Source organism: Aeromonas sp. S12(2024), assembly GCF_041402305.1.
In the GTDB taxonomy this organism is placed as follows: Bacteria; Pseudomonadota; Gammaproteobacteria; order Enterobacterales; family Aeromonadaceae; genus Aeromonas; species Aeromonas veronii.
Genome location: NZ_JBGLRB010000001.1, coordinates 401,359 through 417,772 on the forward strand (window position 1 = coordinate 401,359; position 16,414 = coordinate 417,772).

At 58.5% G+C, this 16,414-nt stretch carries 17 protein-coding genes; 8 read left to right on the forward strand and 9 right to left on the reverse strand.

Annotation, left to right across the window (positions count from 1 at the left end):
- Window positions 1–29: 29 nt before the first annotated feature.
- Both ACB035_RS01800 and ACB035_RS01805 read left to right on the forward strand, forming a co-directional pair.
- Complete coding sequence (locus tag ACB035_RS01800; RefSeq protein WP_274161365.1) at window positions 30–578, forward strand: hypothetical protein; 549 nt, start codon at window positions 30–32, stop codon at window positions 576–578.
- Window positions 579–734: 156 nt separating this feature from the next.
- Window positions 735–1,127 (forward strand): DUF2750 domain-containing protein, encoded by a 393-nt coding sequence (locus ACB035_RS01805; RefSeq protein ID WP_005334204.1) that lies wholly within the window; start codon window positions 735–737, stop codon window positions 1,125–1,127.
- A 94-nt stretch (window positions 1,128–1,221) separates the two neighbouring features.
- Here ACB035_RS01805 and ACB035_RS01810 read toward each other — a convergent pair whose 3' ends face one another.
- The 4 genes from ACB035_RS01810 to ACB035_RS01825 form a co-directional block, all read right to left on the reverse strand.
- The gene (locus tag ACB035_RS01810; protein ID WP_371166534.1) at window positions 1,222–3,072 is read right to left on the reverse strand and encodes an extracellular solute-binding protein; all 1,851 of its coding nucleotides are present in this window, start codon (window positions 3,070–3,072) and stop codon (window positions 1,222–1,224) included.
- Between the two features lie 127 nt (window positions 3,073–3,199).
- The gene (locus tag ACB035_RS01815; protein WP_005350628.1) at window positions 3,200–3,946 is read right to left on the reverse strand and encodes a DNA-binding transcriptional regulator YciT; all 747 of its coding nucleotides are present in this window, start codon (window positions 3,944–3,946) and stop codon (window positions 3,200–3,202) included.
- A gap of 94 nt (window positions 3,947–4,040) precedes the next feature.
- Window positions 4,041–6,473, reverse strand: a complete 2,433-nt coding sequence (locus tag ACB035_RS01820) for a formate C-acetyltransferase/glycerol dehydratase family glycyl radical enzyme (RefSeq protein WP_371166535.1) — start codon at window positions 6,471–6,473, stop codon at window positions 4,041–4,043.
- A 4-nt stretch (window positions 6,474–6,477) separates the two neighbouring features.
- Entirely contained in the window at window positions 6,478–7,374 is an 897-nt protein-coding gene (locus ACB035_RS01825) for a glycyl-radical enzyme activating protein (protein WP_201936736.1), read from the reverse strand.
- 128 nt (window positions 7,375–7,502) lie between these two features.
- Here ACB035_RS01825 and fsa point away from each other — a divergent pair, with 128 nt between their 5' ends.
- Window positions 7,503–8,156, forward strand: coding sequence for a fructose-6-phosphate aldolase (gene fsa, locus ACB035_RS01830; protein WP_043823308.1), 654 nt, complete (start codon window positions 7,503–7,505; stop codon window positions 8,154–8,156).
- A gap of 131 nt (window positions 8,157–8,287) precedes the next feature.
- Window positions 8,288–8,467 (forward strand): hypothetical protein, encoded by a 180-nt coding sequence (locus ACB035_RS01835; RefSeq protein WP_042080202.1) that lies wholly within the window; start codon window positions 8,288–8,290, stop codon window positions 8,465–8,467.
- Between the two features lie 17 nt (window positions 8,468–8,484).
- Here the strand turns inward: ACB035_RS01835 and ACB035_RS01840 are convergent, their stop codons facing one another.
- The gene (locus ACB035_RS01840; RefSeq protein ID WP_201936733.1) at window positions 8,485–9,684 is read right to left on the reverse strand and encodes an HD-GYP domain-containing protein; all 1,200 of its coding nucleotides are present in this window, start codon (window positions 9,682–9,684) and stop codon (window positions 8,485–8,487) included.
- Window positions 9,685–9,852: 168 nt separating this feature from the next.
- On the opposite strand from ACB035_RS01840, the gene rsuA reads away from it, so the two are divergent.
- A complete protein-coding gene (gene rsuA / locus ACB035_RS01845) occupies window positions 9,853–10,545 on the forward strand; it encodes a 16S rRNA pseudouridine(516) synthase RsuA (protein ID WP_108542280.1) in 693 nt (230 codons plus the stop codon).
- Between the two features lie 19 nt (window positions 10,546–10,564).
- Here rsuA and ACB035_RS01850 read toward each other — a convergent pair whose 3' ends face one another.
- Entirely contained in the window at window positions 10,565–11,464 is a 900-nt protein-coding gene (locus ACB035_RS01850; protein WP_043823314.1) for a DMT family transporter, read from the reverse strand.
- Between the two features lie 156 nt (window positions 11,465–11,620).
- Here ACB035_RS01850 and ACB035_RS01855 point away from each other — a divergent pair, with 156 nt between their 5' ends.
- On the forward strand, window positions 11,621–13,258 hold the full coding sequence (locus ACB035_RS01855) for a peptide ABC transporter substrate-binding protein (protein ID WP_371166536.1): 1,638 nt from the start codon (window positions 11,621–11,623) through the stop codon (window positions 13,256–13,258).
- Window positions 13,259–13,268: 10 nt separating this feature from the next.
- The gene (gene yfcE / locus ACB035_RS01860) at window positions 13,269–13,811 is read left to right on the forward strand and encodes a phosphodiesterase (RefSeq protein WP_371166537.1); all 543 of its coding nucleotides are present in this window, start codon (window positions 13,269–13,271) and stop codon (window positions 13,809–13,811) included.
- A 34-nt stretch (window positions 13,812–13,845) separates the two neighbouring features.
- Here the strand turns inward: yfcE and ACB035_RS01865 are convergent, their stop codons facing one another.
- From ACB035_RS01865 to flgA, 3 genes are all read right to left on the reverse strand, one after another.
- The gene (locus ACB035_RS01865; RefSeq protein ID WP_040066163.1) at window positions 13,846–14,262 is read right to left on the reverse strand and encodes a flagella synthesis protein FlgN; all 417 of its coding nucleotides are present in this window, start codon (window positions 14,260–14,262) and stop codon (window positions 13,846–13,848) included.
- Entirely contained in the window at window positions 14,259–14,579 is a 321-nt protein-coding gene (flgM, locus tag ACB035_RS01870) for a flagellar biosynthesis anti-sigma factor FlgM (RefSeq protein WP_335840981.1), read from the reverse strand. Before flgM ends, ACB035_RS01865 begins: the two co-directional genes overlap by 4 nt.
- A 91-nt stretch (window positions 14,580–14,670) precedes the next feature.
- A complete protein-coding gene (gene flgA / locus ACB035_RS01875) occupies window positions 14,671–15,354 on the reverse strand; it encodes a flagellar basal body P-ring formation chaperone FlgA (RefSeq protein WP_371166547.1) in 684 nt (227 codons plus the stop codon).
- Window positions 15,355–15,498: 144 nt separating this feature from the next.
- On the opposite strand from flgA, the gene ACB035_RS01880 reads away from it, so the two are divergent.
- Window positions 15,499–16,410: a chemotaxis protein CheV gene (locus ACB035_RS01880; protein ID WP_005334174.1), complete on the forward strand. Its 912-nt coding sequence runs from the start codon at window positions 15,499–15,501 to the stop codon at window positions 16,408–16,410.
- The last annotated feature ends 4 nt before the right edge of the window (window positions 16,411–16,414 follow it).

Genomic DNA, 16,414 nt, shown 5'->3' on the forward strand with positions numbered 1-16,414 from the left:
GGCTGTTCGCCCTGTTCAAGGTATCGCTCATGGTCAAGATCACTCTGGTATCCCTGCTGCATTCACTTTGTGCCCGCTTTCCTGTCTACCCCGCTGCTTCGTTGACGTCCCTGCTGGATGCCCATCAGGGCGAGGTATGGTTGCCTGCACGCAAGGGGGCCGACATTGCGCTGTTACGCAAGCATGCCAAGGGGGCTCATGAGCTGGCGTCACTCGATGCGGGCTGGTGTGATTTTGCCGCCAGCGACAGCGGTGATACACCCGAGCTGGATGCACTGGCCAACTACGATACAGAGATGATGGATAACCTGCTGATGTACTGGCACACCGCCGCCAAGATCAATAGCCCGATCACCGATAACCTGTTCGAGTTGCGCCGCGAGGTGGTAGATGAAGCCCATGGCGGAAAGCTTGCCGCTCTCTGGGAGCAACAACAACAGCAGCGATTTGAGCAGTTGATGAAAAGTGCGGCTGACGGTCGGGATCAACTCTGTTTCGTCGAAGTAGAGTCTGCCTACTGGCTGCGACAGAAGTTGAGCGAGCAACCTGATGTAGAGCTGATCACCCCGACCTTTTAATCAGATCTGGAAGGTTCTTGAGACGTTTTATTCGCCGCCCTGCTCTATCCTTATGGGCGTTGCTGTTTCCCCGACGGGAGTCAGGAGGCTGCAAGCTGGACAAGCTGACGACAAGATGTGAACATGGCGCCCTTTATCGAGAGAGAGACTTGGCCAATGAGCTATGAACTGAGCGACACCGAGCGCAATGCCGCGCTGCAACTGAACGCTGATTACCGTTACGATCACTTCATCAGCAAGCTGGTCGAGCATGAAGAGCTATTCGTCCTGACTGACGAGCATGGCGTCATGATGCTGACCACCGACGATGAAGATTGCATCCCGGTATGGCCGCACCCGGAGTACGCCAAGGCGTGGGCCGAAGGCGAGTGGGCCGATTGCAAGCCGCAGTCCATCACCCTCAAGGTGTGGCTGGAGCGCTGGGTTGACGGTATGGAGCAGGACGAGCTGTGTGTTGCCGTGTTCCCGACCCCGGATCAGGAAGGCATCGTACTGGAGCCGGCTGACGTGGCTGACGCCATTGCCGAGAAGCAGGCCAAACGCGGCTGATCACCGAGCTATTCGCAACATCGGTTGCCAACAAAGACCCCGCTATCTGGCGGGGTCTTTTGTTTTAAGGACTTTTGCCGATGGGCTGATGCAATCAGGGCTGGCGATAAGTGGTGTCGATGATAGGCTCGGCCGGGAAAGTCTTGCCACTCTTGATGGCTGCCCTGGTCTCGGATTTTAGCTCTTCATCAATCCATAGCAGACCGCCATAGCTGTAACCGCTGTTGTCGCCCCCAAGAGGCCAGTAAAGCTGCTCGCTCTTGGGTGTTGCAGGTACTTTTGGCAGTTTTATCCAGCGCCATGCCCCTTCCCGGGTGTAGGGCACCTGATAAGCAGGGACGAAGCTTGCCAGCTCATAGAGCCGCTGCTGGATCTGCCGTGACAGGGCCGCCTTTTTGGCAAAGTCGAACTCCTTGTCATACTGCTCCACCAGAGCCGTGATGGCATCGTCATCGATGTTCATGATGTTGTTGGTCTGGGGCTTGTTGGCGTTGACCTTGTGGAAGAACTCCCAATAGGCGGGATAGCGGCTGCCCGCCCAGGCCATCCAGGCGCTCTGGTGCTTTTTCTCCAGCATCGATTTGAAACCGGCCGATGCATCCATCAGGTTGAGATCCAGATTAAGCCCCGCCTTCTTGGCCTCTTCCCGCAACAGCGTGAGCCGCTGGGCATGCTCTGCGGTGGTGTAGGTGATGGCGAGGGTCAGTGACTGCCCCTTGTCGTTTTGCAAAATCCCCTGTGGCCCTACCTTGTTAAAGCCTGCCTTGGCAAAGTATTCCCGTGCCAGTTTGGGATCGAACGGACGGGCCTTGATCTCGCTGTTGGTAAACTCACCCTGACCTGAGCCATAACTGTTGAGTCGCTGGTAATCCCCCCGCAGCAGGGTGGTGAGCATCTTGTCGAGGTTGAGGGCATGCTGGATCCCGAGCCGCACATCTAGATTATTCAGCAGCGGATCGGCGGTGTTGAGATAGAGCCCCATTGGCGATTGCGGGGTCTGGTTGTAGAACCAGGTGCGCCCGATATAACCCTTCTCGAACTCCGCGGTTTTGGTCTTGTCGTGCCACCAGTTGGGCATCACCAGCGGGAAGGTGTCGAGATCGCCGCGCAGGAAGTGCTGCCAGGCGATGTTCAGATCCCTGAGCACCTTGATCTCGATCCGCGCAGGATTGAAGCGATGCTGGAAGTAGCGCTCGTCATCCCCCCACCAGTTTTCAATCCGTTTGAAGGTGACCGATTTGCCCTTTTTCACCTGATCGATCTGATAGGGGCCGGTGACTGGCAACACCTTCCAGTTGTACTCCTTGACCCAGTTGGCGGTGAGCTTGATGGCGTGGCTCGGCTCCGGGCTGATGGGCAGTGATTCGAGCAGGTCCTGGCGGCTCTTTTCGGTGCCGCTGGTGATAGCCAGGGTGTGATCGTCAAACTTGGTGATGTCTGCTATCTGGGTGCTGTAGTAGTTGTTGTACCAGGGGTCGTTGATCTCTTTGCTGCGCATCATCTTGAGGGTAAAGAGCCAGTCATCGGCGGTGACCGGTTGGCCGTCTGACCAGCGCGCCTTGGGATTGATGCGAAAATAGAGGGTCTTGTTGTCGGCGCCGAAGGCCCACTCGTTTGCCAGCATCGGCATGGGGTTGCCGGTGACAGGGTGGGTGCTCAGCAGTGGCAGGTTGGTTTCCCGCACGTAACCGGCAAAGCCGCCGTTGGAGTCGGGGCCATATTTGCGCAGGGTCAGGGGGAAGCTGGTCATAAAGGTGCGAAAGGTGCCGCCGCGCTTGGCGGCCGGATCGGCATAGAGAGGATCCTGGTTGTTGCTCTCCCACTTCAAGTTGGCAGGCAGCGTGGCACTCCAGCCAAACGGGCTCCAGCACAGGGCCAGGGTGATGGCGGTGGCGCGAATGATAGGGGGGAGGCGGCGCTCCCCGGCGGTGATGGTCGATGGCATGTCCTTGCTCTCCTGAAGTCTGCTTCCTGCAGATCACACACTGGTGATGTCAGTCCCGATGGGGACTGGCTCATCATGAAAATTTTATCCTGTCAGGTCAATGAAATAGCGTGAATTAGCGGGTGGCCTAGGCCGCAACGCAGTGCAGGGTGATCCCCTTGGCCGCGATGGCGGCCCGCATGGGGGCGGGCAGGGCATCGTCGGTAACCAGCACGTTGATCTGGCCCGGCGCGCCAAGCTGGCTCGGGTGGATGGCGCCGAACTTGCTGCTGTCGGTGATGACCACATTGGTCATCCCCTTGGCCAGCACGCTGTTGACCACGTCGGCCCGCATCATGTCGCGGCCGGTGAAACCCATCTCGGGATGAAAACCGTCGACCCCGATAAAGGCCTTGGAGAAGTGCACCTGCTCGATGCAGAGGCGCGTGAGCGGCCCCACCACGCTCTCGCTCTGATGTTGGAACAGCCCGCCGAGCAGCACCACCTGAGCCGGGGTGTCTTTGAGCAGATGGGCGATATAGCTGCTGATGGTGATGATGGTGACCCGTTTGTGCAGGGCCAGATGGCGCGCCAGCATGGCGTTGGCGCTGCCCCCCTCGATAAAGACCGTCTCGCCATCTTCCACCAGCTGGGCGGCTCGCTCGGCGAGGCGCTCCTTGAGCAGGTAATTGATGTTCATCCGGGCATCCGGGTCATCGGTCTCCAGCGCCATGGCCGAGCCGTGTACCCGTCTGAGCAGTCCCTGTTTCTCCAGCGCGGTGAGGTCGTTGCGCACCGTCACCTCAGACACGCCGGTATGTCGGGAGAGTTCACTCACGCTCATCTTGCGAGCCTGATGGACCAGAGTGAGGATCAGTTGGTGGCGTGGATTCATGGTGCGCTCACATGCAAGGTGGTGGTTAGCGGCAAGCCACCCTCGGGTGGCTTGCCAATCATATGACGTCACAGGCGCCATGGGGAGCGCCCCGTCAGAGACTGTGCTCGGTGCGGGCGATGATATCATCTTGCGCATCCGGGGATAAGGCGGTGAAGAAGGCCGAATAGCCCGCCACTCGCACCACCAGATCCCGGTATTGATCCGGATTGGCTTTGGCTGCCAGCAGGGTCTCCCGCGAGACGATGTTGTACTGCACATGCCACCCCTTGTGCACTTCGAAGAAGGTGCGCAGCAGGCTCATCAGCTTGGCCTTGTCCCGCTCGTTCTCAAGGCTCGCCGAACTCAGCTTCTGGTTGAGCAGCACCCCGCCGAGGATGGCCGCCGTGGGCAGCTTGCCGATGGAGTTGAACACCGCCGTCGGGCCGAGACGATCCGAACCCGAGGAGGGGCTGGCCCCTTCCGCCAGCGGCGTACGGGCATGGCGACCATCCGGGGTAGCCATGGTGGCGGCACCGAAGGGCACGTTGGCGGAGATGGAGGAGGTGCCCGCATAGTAGGTGCCGCCGATGGGGCCACGGCCGAAGCGGGTGTTGTGCAGCCCCTTGAGCTCGTCGATGTAGCTCTGGTAAGCCTGTACCAGCAGCATGTCTACCTCATCCAGATCGTTGCCATATTTGGGGGCGGCGTTGGTGAGGCGCTGGCGCAACTGCTCCCCTGCCAGCCCGGCAAAATCTTGTTCGAGTGCGGCAGCCAGCTCTTGCTGATCCACAATCCCCTGCTCGAACACCAGTTTCTTCAGGGCTGCCAGACTGTTGCCGAGGTTGGCAATTCCCACCTGCAGACCGGAGACCCAGTCATAGACGGCGCCTCCCTCCTTGATGGTCTTGCCACGCTCGATGCAGTCATCCACCAGGGTGCTGCAGAGGATGTCATGGGCTTGAGCCTCCAGCACGCTGTCGACCACGCAGTCGATCTCGATGGATTTGCGGGTGAAGTAGCGCACCTGCTCATCCCAGCGGGCCATCACCTCGTCAAAGTTGCCAAAGCTCCCGTCTCGCAGCGACTGGGGCTGGGGCAGGAATACCTTGCCGGTGGTGGCATCGCGGCCGCCATCAAGGGAGGCCAGCAGGATGCGGGCGAAGTTGATAAAGCTCATGCCGGTGCAGCGGTAGCCCCACTTGCCGGGCACGGCGGTCTCGATGCAACCGATGGCGGCGTAGTGGTGGGCATCCTCCACGCTTACTCCGAGCTTGATGAACTCGGGGATCACCACTTCGTCGTTGTTGAAGGCGGGCATGCCGAAGCCGCAGCGGATCACCTGAATGCAGGCGTCGAGGAAATCCTCGCTCATCCCGGCATGGTAGCGCACCGAGAGGTTGGGTTGGGTGGATCGCAGCTGGCCGCAGGACTCCAGAATCGCGTAGGAGAGGCCGTTGACCGCGTCATGGGCAGTGCCATCCCGCCAGTTCTGGCCGCCGATGGTGACGTTCTGATAGAGCGGGCTGCCGGCGGAGGCTTTGGAGTGGGTGCCGGAGCGGATCTTGTTTACTTCCAGCAACTTGAGCCAGCACCCTTGCAGCAGTTCGATGGCGCGCGTCCGAGGCAGGGATTCCGACAATTCCACCTCGCGGCGATACCAGGGGTAGAGGTATTGATCCATCCGGCCAAACGACACCGAATGGCCGTTGGATTCGATCTGCAGGATGAGCTGGATAAAGTAGCAGAGCTGCAGTGCCTGCCAGAAGGTTTCGGGTGGCTGGTGGGCGATGTGGGCGCAGTTGAACGCTATGGTCTCAAGCTCGTTTCGGCGCTCGGGGCGAGATTCTTGTGCTGCCATATCATGGGCAAGTGCGGCGTAGCGCGAGATGTGAGCGCTGACCGCATCCAGAGTGATGGCGACGGCGTGCAGGAACTGCTCGCGCTGCAGATCGGCCCAATCCGCCAGATCCAGCCGACTGCGGCGCTCGGCCACCTTGGCCTTGAAGCCATCGAGACCCAGCGTGAGCAGCTCCTCATAGTTGACCGCGAGGTGGGCATCCCCCGAGGTCATGTTGCCCTCGGCCTTTATGATGCCGCTCTCCAGCAGCGCTTTTTGCTCGTCGGTAAAGAGGCCGAAGCAGCGATCCTGCACCGTCTGGCCGCGCCAGAAGGGGGTGAGGGCGTGGATGATCTCCTTGTCGGTTTCGCTGACCGCAAAGCCGGCGCCGGGGCGGTCAGCCAGCTCATCGATCTCCTTCTCAATCCAGCTCACCGTGTATTCGGGAAACAGTGGCGCCGCCCGCACCTGACTGGCCTGATTGCCGACGATCAGCTCGTCGTGCTTGATCCAGATGGTGCGCTCCTTGAGGTGATGAGCCAGCGCCAGAGCGCGGCGCACCGGCAGCGGCCGGGCGAGATGAGCCTGATAGGCCTCGGTGTAGTGGCGGGCACGCTCGGTGCAGACCGGTGGCTGAACGATGTGGATCAGGCTCTCTTTGTGGGCGCGGATCCGCGTGCTGAGGGTATTGAGGTCGAGCTGGGTCATGATCTTATCCTCTGGTCACAGGGGTCAGCCCCTGACGTTGGGCGTATGCGTGGGCAAAGCTGAGTAAATCGGGATCGTCGAGCGGTGTCTCCGGCGCCTGATAGGGCAGATCCAGCAGGGCATATTTACCCATCCCCAGGGTGTGGTAGGGGAGGAAGTGGATCTCCTGCACGGTGCCGAGGCTGGCGGCGGTGTCGGTGATGGCGCTGATCGATGCGCGGTCGTCATTGAAGCCGGGAATGAGCGGCACCCGGATCTGCATCGGCACGCCGTGCTCGGCGAGGCGTTTGAGGTTCGCGATGGGCAGCTCCACCTTGCCGCGGGTCCAGTGGAAGAAACGTTCTTTATCCACGTGTTTGAGATCCGCCAGCACCAGATCCAGTGAGGGGAGGCTTGGCTCAATCTGGTGCCAGGGCACATGGAGGCAGCTCTCGACCGCGGTGTGCAGCCCTTCTGCCTTGCAGCGGGCCAGCAAATCGGCGGCAAAGTCGGGCTGCATAAAAGGCTCGCCACCGGAGAGGGTGACGCCACCGCCGCTGCGCTCGAAGAAGGGGCGATCCCGCAGTATTGTGTCCATCAGGGTGTCCAGGCTCTCCTCCCGACCGCACACCTGCAGGGCTTCGCTGGGGCAGAGGCCGCGCAGCCGTTCCATATCATCGGCCTTGAGGTCAGAACGGCTGAGCTGGATGCCCTCGCTGTCACGCAAGATTGCCGGACAAGCCTGGCTGCAGAGCTGGCATCCCTCGATGCACTGGCGCCGGTCGAGTAGTATGTCCGGCTTGGGAGAGCGGCTTTCCGGGTTTTGACACCAGCGACAGGCCAGCGAGCACCCCTTGAGAAACACCAAGGTGCGAATGCCGGGGCCGTCGTGAGTTGAATATCGTTGCAGGTCGAAAATCATACCGCCTCCTTTTGTATTTGCATTCTATTTGCTTTCATTCGAAAGTTGATTTGATTTTGATCAAGCTATTTGCAGATGTTTTATCGCTAGAATGGCGACATATTGAACATCCCGTTAAGGAGTTAGAGATGGAGCTGTATCTCGATACCGCCGATGTAGCGGCAGTGCGTCGCTGGTCACGGATCCTGCCGTTGGCCGGTGTCACCACCAATCCTTCCATTACCGCCGCCGGGGGATTGCCGCTCTGTGAGCTGCTGCCCGCCCTGCGCGACGTGCTGGGGCCCAAGGCGCGCCTGTTTGCCCAGGTGATGGCCAAAACCGAAACCGAAATGGTGCGCGAGGCATTCGCCCTGCGTGAACTGGACCCGGATCTGGTGATCAAAATCCCGGTATGTGCAGAGGGGCTGGCGGCCATCAAGAGCCTGACAGCCAACGGTGTGCCGACGCTGGGCACCGCTGTCTATACCCCGCTGCAGGGCTGGTTGGCGGCGGTGGCGGGGGCGGAATATGTCGCGCCCTACGTTAACCGGCTGGATGCTCAGGGGGGCGATGGCATCGCCACCGTGCAGGAGCTGCAACAGCTGCTTGAGTTGCACGCCCCGAACAGCAAAGTGCTGGCGGCGTCATTTCGCACTCCCCGTCAGGCCCTTGACTGCCTGCTGGCCGGTTGCCAGTCCATCACCTTGCCGCTCGATGTGGCGGAGCAGTTGCTGAACGTACCGGCAGTGGATGCGGCATTGGCGAAGTTTGATCAGGATTGGCAGCGCGCTTTCGGTCGCTGATCCCGGTGACAAGCTGATTGCAGTGATTGAGGGGGGAGGGTGAAGAAGCGCGGGTGATGGGGATTGACCGACTAGACTGGAAAGAGGTGGCTACATTCGCTGGCCGCCTTGCAGTCTACCGGAGGTATCCCATGAGCGACCATCTGCTGCTCCCCCATGGTGAAGATTTGCGTCGTGCGGTGCGTTGGCTCAGCGAGCACCACCAGCACGATCTCGCCGCCATTGAAGAGGCCAGCCTGCGTTTTGATCTCTCGCCGCTGGATGAGGAGTTTCTGATCCGGCACTGGCTCGACAGCCAGCGCCAATCATGAATATCTGAGGTGAGGGATTAGAAGAAGTTGGCGAGGTTGATGCCAAACTCTTTGGGGTCGACCGTGTTTTCGATGCTCTCCTGCACCCCTGACTTGGCCAGATCCAGCCACTGCACGTCGAGGTAGTGACGCTGGGTGGCGTGATAGATCACCTTGACCACCGGCTTGAGCGGCTGCTGCTCGTTGCGCTGCATCACGATAGCAAGGCGCTGGTTTGAGAGCTGTACCAGAGTGCCCACCGGATAGACTCCCATGCACTTGATGAACTTGGTGACCAGTTCGGCATCAAAGTGCTGATTGATCCCCTTGAGCAGAATGCGGAAGGCCTGGGTCGGCTGCATACCTGCTTTGTAGACCCGATCTGCAGTGATGGCATCATAGACATCGACGATGCCGCTCATCCGGGTATAGAGGGAGAGCTGCTCCCCCTTCAGTCGCTGCGGGTAGCCGGAGCCATCGAGCCGCTCGTGGTGGTTGGCGGCCACCTCCAGCATGGTGGGGGTAATGCCAGGGGTATTGCTGAGGATCTCGTAACTGTGCACCACATGCTGGCGCATGATGGCGAACTCCTCATCGGTCAGCTTGCCCGGTTTGTGGAGCACCTCGTCCGGAGTCATGATCTTGCCCACGTCGTGCAGCAGGCCACCCAGGGTCAGCTCCTTGAGCACGCTGCGCTCCAGTCCCAGATAGCGGCCGAAGTTGGCCAGCAGAATGGCCACGTTCATGGAGTGCTCCATCAGGTAGGCATCCTTGGCGCGAATACGGGCCAGACAGAGCATGGCATCGCCGTGGGTGAACATGGTGTCCACCATCTCTTCGGCGACTTCGGCCAGCGGGGTGATGTCGATGGGTTCACCCGCTTTGAGGTGACGAATGAACTTGCCTTGCAGCTCGCGCGCTTCCTGATAGAGGCGGCGGATTTTAAGCTCCCGCCCTTCACCGTTGGCACTGGCACGGCGCCCTACCTGGGCGCTGTTGGCATTGAGATCGGGGGAGGTAACGGCGTCACTTTCGGCACTGCCCAGCTTGCTGCGGGCCAGATCGATGCGTACCGTGAGCACCCCCTGACGCACCAGATTGGCAATTTGCGACACGCTGGTCACCAAGCCCATCTGGGCGATCTCCATCCCACCTGTCTGGCTGGCGATAGCAATGACATACATGCCGGGTTTCAGCTGGTTGACGGGAATGACGGGATAGGATGCTTGAGACTTCATGAAGGCTTCCTGACTCTTATTATTATGAGTATCGTTCGGATGGGTCACACCGGAGAAGTGTAACATCGGATGACCAGTTCGTCATAATTGGCAACCCCTTAACAGTGGCGTTGTCGCCCCCGCCCGATATAATGACGCCCCTTTACTTGTTGGACTCCGAGGTTGTGAATGCGGCTTGATAAATTTCTGTGCGATTGTTCCGATTTGACCCGCTCGCTGGCAGGCAAACTGATCCGTCAGGGTGAGGTCATGGTGGATGGCATTGTGGTCAAGCAGCCCGCCTTTCATATCAATGAGCAGAGCCAGATCGAGTTTGACGGCGTGCTGCTGACGCTGGAGCAGCGCAACCGCTATTTCATGCTGCACAAGCCGGAAGGTTACGTCTGCTCCAATGAGGATCCGGATCACCCGACCGTCTTCTTCCTGATGGATGAACCGGCGATGGGCAAGCTGCACGTAGTGGGTCGCCTCGACCTCGATACCACGGGTCTGGTGCTGGTGACCGATGACGGTCAGTGGTCCCACCGCATCACCTCGCCGCGTCACGAGTGTGCCAAGACCTATCACGTTTGGCTGGCCGATCCGGTGAGCCCGGATGCAATCGAGCTGTTCGCCGAAGGGGTCTACCTGCGTAACGAGACCGATAAAACCCGTCCTGCCCAGCTGGAAATTCTCGGTGAGTGCGAGGCCCGCCTGACCATCCACGAAGGCAAGTACCATCAGGTCAAGCGGATGTTTGCCTCCATCGGCAACAAGGTCGTTGGCTTGCATCGCGAGCGTGTGGGTGGCCTGACGCTGGATGAAGATCTGGCCCCCGGTGAATACCGCGAGCTGACCGCTGAGGAGATTGCCCTGTTCTGATCAGGGATGGTGCCGGGGGTCAGTGAGTGCTGAAACCCAGCACCAGCGCCGTGCCCAGGGTGGCAATCAGTGCACCCGCCCAGGCGGCAACGGATGGCCGCTCCCCCGAGTGCCACCACAACAGCGGCAGCAGCAGTACCGGCGTGGTGGAGGAGAGAATGGCCACCATGCCCACCTCGCCCTGCCGCAGCGCCATCAGGATCAGCGTCATCCCCAGCCCCATCGCCAGAAAACCGTTGGTGGCAATCATGGCGAGGATATGGCGATTGACCGGTTTGAGCGGCATGGCCAGCGGCAAGCGCCCCAGCCGCAGGACGCAGTGGGCCAGCAGGGCACTGCCCATCCGGATACCCGATGCACTCACCGCATCCACCTCACCACTCATCATCACCGGCTTGGCGATGATGGCTCCCACGCTTTGACACAGTGCCGCCGTCAGGCCAAGGCCAATTCCCAGCGCCAGATTGCCACGGATCTGCTCCCACTCGTTGCTGCTACTGCGTCTGCCAAACAGGATCGCCAGCATTACGCCGGCAAAGACCAGCATGGCCCCCAGCAGTCGCCAGCCCGTCAGCTGTTCATTAAAGAGCCAGAGCCCAAGCAGGGCGGAAAACAGCGCATGGCAGGAGAAGAGCAGGGCACTGCGTCTTGGCCCCAACCGGTTCATGCAGGCAAACAGCGCGGTATCGCCCACGAAGATGCCGACCAGCCCCGAGATGGCGAGCAGGGGCAGGGCGCTTGCGGTGAGGGTTTGCCAGCCACCGGTGAGCAGACTCATGGTGCCGAGCATCAGGCTGACCAGAAACATGCGCCAGCGACTGTAGGCAAATGCGCCGAGATGACGGGCCGGTTTGACCGAAATTAGCGCTGCAATTGCCCATAAACTGGCCGACGCGAGGGCCAGCCACTCATAACCCATAAAAACTCCTGAAAAAATTAACCCGAAAGACTCCATCTCCCGGGCAAGCCCGATACAATACGGGGCGTTTTCGGGGATAACAAGAGCGGCATCAGGCATTCATCAGGCGCGCCGTCGGCCTTCCCCTCCTGCAGTGGTTTTATTCGAGGTTTTGTCATGAGGTATGGTTTCTTCCCCAAGCTGGCACAACGCTGGCTCTCCCCGCTATTGTTTGCCGTGCTGGCAGGGCCCCTGGCCCATGCCACCACCGTTGAGCAGCAGCCTCTGCTTGCCGATCGGCAAACCCTGGTAAAGGGCAACGGTGCCGAGCCGGAGTCGCTGGATCCGGCCCTGGTGCGCTCCGGTTTCCCGGGGGAGGCCGTACTGGTCGATCTGTTTGAAGGGCTGGTCAGCGAAGATGGTCAGGGGCATATCGTCCCCGCTCAGGCACAGCGCTGGGAGGTGAGTGAAGATGGGCTGGAGTGGCGATTCTTCCTGCGCCCCCAACTGAAATGGTCCAATGGCGAGCCGCTGGTGGCCGCTGATTTTGTCTATGCCTGGCGCCGTCTGCTCGATCCGGCCATCAACTCCCCTTCTGCCGGATTGCTGCTGGCAACGGGGATCAACAATGCGCAATCCATCTATGCCGGCGCGCTGGAGCTCGGCAATCTGGGCATTGAAGCGCAAAGCGATCAGATCCTGAAAATCACCCTGGAGCGGCCCGCCCCTTATTTCCTGCAGCTCATCAGTCAGCGCCCCTTTGTGCCGGTCAATCAGAAGGCGATAGCCAAATTTGGCAAGCAGTGGACCGAGCCCGGCAAGCTGGTCAGCAATGGTGCTTATCGGCTGGCAAGCTGGACGTCGAACGAGCGGATCGAAGCCGAGCGCAATATCCACTACTGGGATGACCTTCACACCCGTATCGGACGGGTCACCTATCTGCCTATCACTTCGCAACATGCCGAACGGCTGCGCTATGAGGCTGGTGAAATCCAGCTTACCAACAAGGTCTCCCTCGGCTATTACCAGAAGATGAAGCGCGAATCTCCGGAGCGGCTCTGGGGCTTGCCGCTGTTTGGCACCTATCTCTATGCGTTCAATTTGAAGCGCCCCGAACTGCAGGATGTGCGGGTGCGTCAGGCGCTCTCCATGGCGGTTGATCGACAGCAGCTCATTGGATCGGTGAGCGGGCAGGATGAACAGGCGGCATGGTCGCTGTTGCCGGAGATGCCGGGTTACCCCCGGGTGATATTGCCTGTGGCGCTTGAAGATATGCCAACCCGCCAGGCCAAAGCGGCAGCGTTGTTGTCAGCGGCCGGGTATAACAGTGCCAATCCACTCAAGCTGAGCATTACCTACAACAGCGCAGAAACCCACAAGCAGATGGCGATGGCCATTGCCGCCATGTGGCAGAAGCTGGGGGTACAGGTCACCCTCAACAGTCTGGAGTGGGGCGCCTATCAGGTGGCCAAGGATAGCGGTGATTTTCAGGTGGCCAGAAGCTTCCTGTTTGGCGATTACGTGGAGCCGTCTGCCATGCTGGGCAGCTTCCGTTGTCAGGATCTGCGCAACGAGAGCGGCTACTGCAATCCCGATTTTGATCTGTTGCTGGAACAGGCAGCCAATACGCTGGACAGCGCGAGCCGTGTTGAACTCTACCGGCATGCCGAACAGTTGCTGCTTGAGGAGGCGCCGATCCTCCCCGTGTATCATTACAATCAGATGAGACTGGTCGATCCCGCGCTGCGAGGGCTGCCCAGCCAGAATTTGAAAGGGACGATTGCCACCAAGGATCTCTATTTCAGCCCGCAGTGAGGAGCATTTCATGAAACTTGCCATCATTTCCGACATCCACGGCAGCATCATTGCGCTGGAGCGGGTGCTGACCCAACTTGAGCCTTGGCTGCCGGATCACTATCTGCTGCTTGGCGATCTGCTCAACCATGGCCCGCGCAATCCTCTGCCGGAAGGGTATAACCCGGCCGCGGTGGCCGATCGGCTCAACGAGTTGGCACCGCAGATCATCGCGGTGCGGGGCAATTGCGATTCCGAAGTGGATCAGATGCTGTTGCGCTTTCCCATCACCGCCCCCTACAACCAGTTGCTGGTCGATGAGCGGCGCTGGTTTGTCAGCCATGGCCATCTTTATCGCCCGGACGAGGTTCAGCTTCCGGCGGGTAGTCTGTTCCTGAGCGGCCACACCCATGTGCCGGTGCTGGAGTGGCAGGGAGAACGGATCTTGATGAACCCGGGGTCGATCTGTTTCCCGCGTGGCGAGTTGCCTGCCAGTTACGGGAGCTATGAGGACGGGGTGCTACGCGTCAATGCGTGTGAGGACGGGCGAGAGTTGTTGCGACTGGTGCTTTAACGGAGAGCAAAAATGCAAGGCCTGATAAGAGATGTCAGGCCTTGATACCGTAGGAGCGGGTGCCAGAGCGAGTGTTACCCTTGGCGTCATATGTGAGGCTGTTGCGATCGCGCAGCTGACTCAGAAAGGTTGCCAGACGACGGTTTGAGACGATGCTCAATTCAAGCAAGCGACCGTTGATATCATTTTGTGCCTGGCATGCATCCAGTTTTGCACGAAGCTGTGCCATCTCGTCGGGATAGGCTGCCAGCTGCAGTGCCAGTTCCGGCATCTCTGCCAGTGTCTTGTCCAGAGTTTCTATCGCAGCAAGCAACTGCTGTTTGCGCTCGGTCAGTGCGGGCAGGGCCAATGCCTGATGCTGTTCGAGCAAGCTGAACTCCTCTTCCAGAATGCCTTGCATCTGGCTGAGGTAATCATCTTGGGTGTGCAGTAACGAAGGTAAATCCATCATCCCAGAACTTTGTCCAGATTGGCCTCGAAACTGAACATCTTCTTGGCCACAGCGTCGCTGTTAACCTGATATTCGCCACTCTCGACGGCTTTTTTCAGCCGTTCGACCTTGCTCTCATTGCCAGTCGAGGCGGTATTGAGGTTTTGTTGCATCTTTTGCAATTGTTGCGCCTCACTGGTCAAGGAGACGGAGTCCAGCTTGACAGTAGTCGCTTTGTTTTCGGGCGATGAGGTGACTGACTTGCTGCCTGTCCCCTGGCTATTAGCGGTATTTTGCAACCGATTATTCGCCAAGTTGTTGATATTGTTGATGGCCATTTTAGTTACCTTCGTCTGCTTTAAGGATTGCTTACCTGTTTATCGGTGCGGCAGATCAAAACTTTAGAAAAAAGTTGTCAAGGATCCGGATTTAAAAAGTGACCGATACGGCACCTACCGCACTGACTTTACCCTCAACGGTTTTGCCGGAGCGAATATTGACGAGTTTGATGATCTCTCCGAAGCTGCCATCTTGCAAGGCTCGGGCCATGGTTTTGATCTGGAAGTTGCTGTTTTCTGCCGTCAAGGTGACCTGATCCCCTTTGCACACTACACAAACCTGGCTCAAACGGATGGGTTGCCCCGGTTTTAACTCCCTCTTGCTGCGTACTCCGACAAGAGGGGCTGTGTCAGTCAGGTAGTCGCCGCGGATCAGGGTCTGATCTTGATAGGCCAACACCAGCTGGCTTTCACTCAGCAGGTCCCCCTTGGCGATGGGGTTGGTCACAGTGACATAGGGCTTTTGAATGCTGACCCGCACCGGGAGATAGACGTCCCAGGGTTTGTCTTCCTCACACTTAAGGTAAACTGTTGTATTACGGCGAATTTCCATTTTTGCTGGTAAGCTGATAGTGAGCAGATCTTCGCAGCGGGTCAGTGGGAGCCGTTCATCCAGTGTGGCAGAGGTAACCTCAGCTCTGGCATCCAACGGAATATCCAGCTGGCTGTAAACGAACTCTTGTGCCTTTTCTTGCAGATAAGTAGTGACGTCCGAGGCGTAGCTGGAAGATATGCTGCCAAAAAAGAGGCTGATGAGTGAAAGTCGGTTAATCATTTTCGCTCGTTGGTCGATAAGTTGTTCACGCATATCACCATATTTAACTATGATTGCTTCAGAATCTGTTCGTTGTCACATCGATAGTCTGACGCAATCCATCACGCATGCATGATTAATGCCAAGCGTTTTTAGGGAGTGTTTATGGCCAGTATCCTGGACTCGGTCAACCAACGTACCCAGCTAGTGGGGCAAAACCGGCTGGAGTTGTTGTTGTTTCGTCTCAATGGACGTCAAAGATTTGGCATCAACGTATTCAAAGTGCGTGAAGTGTTGCAGTGCCCCCCCTTGACCGTGATGCCAAAATTGAACTCCTGCATTCGCGGAGTGGCTCATATTCGTGGCCAGACAATCTCGGTTATCGACCTCAGCATGGCGGTTGGCAAACGCCCGATTGATGATCTGAGCAAATGCTTCATTATCATCTCCGAGTACAACCGCTCTATTCAGGGTTTTCTGGTGCATTCGGTCGAGCGCATCATCAACATGAACTGGGAATCAATCCTGCCTCCGCCTAAAGGTGCGGGTCGCATCAACTACATGACTGCCGTGACTGAAGTCGACGGCGAGTTGGTCGAAATTCTTGATGTTGAACGGATATTGAACGAAATTTCGCCGGTTGCAACGGATGTGAGTGAGGAGTTGGTTCAGGCCAGTGTCGACCACCCGACTCTGGGGCGTCCTGTTCTTGTTGCGGATGACTCCTCAGTGGCACGCAAACAGGTACAACGTGCGCTTGAGGCTATCGGTGTCGAGTGCGTGTTGGCAAAAGATGGCCGCGAAGCATTGAACATGCTGCTGGAAATGACCAAAAATGGTCCTATCAAGGATCAGGTTGCGCTGGTTATTTCGGATATCGAAATGCCGGAAATGGATGGCTATACCTTCACTGCCGAGATCCGGAATAATCCCAATCTCAAGGATTTGCATGTTATTCTGCATACCTCGCTCAGTGGAGTATTCAACCAGGCAATGGTGCAGAAAGTTGGTGCGAACAATTTTATCGCCAAGTTCCAGCCTGATGAATTGGCCAAGGCCGTACAAAACGCACTCTAATAAA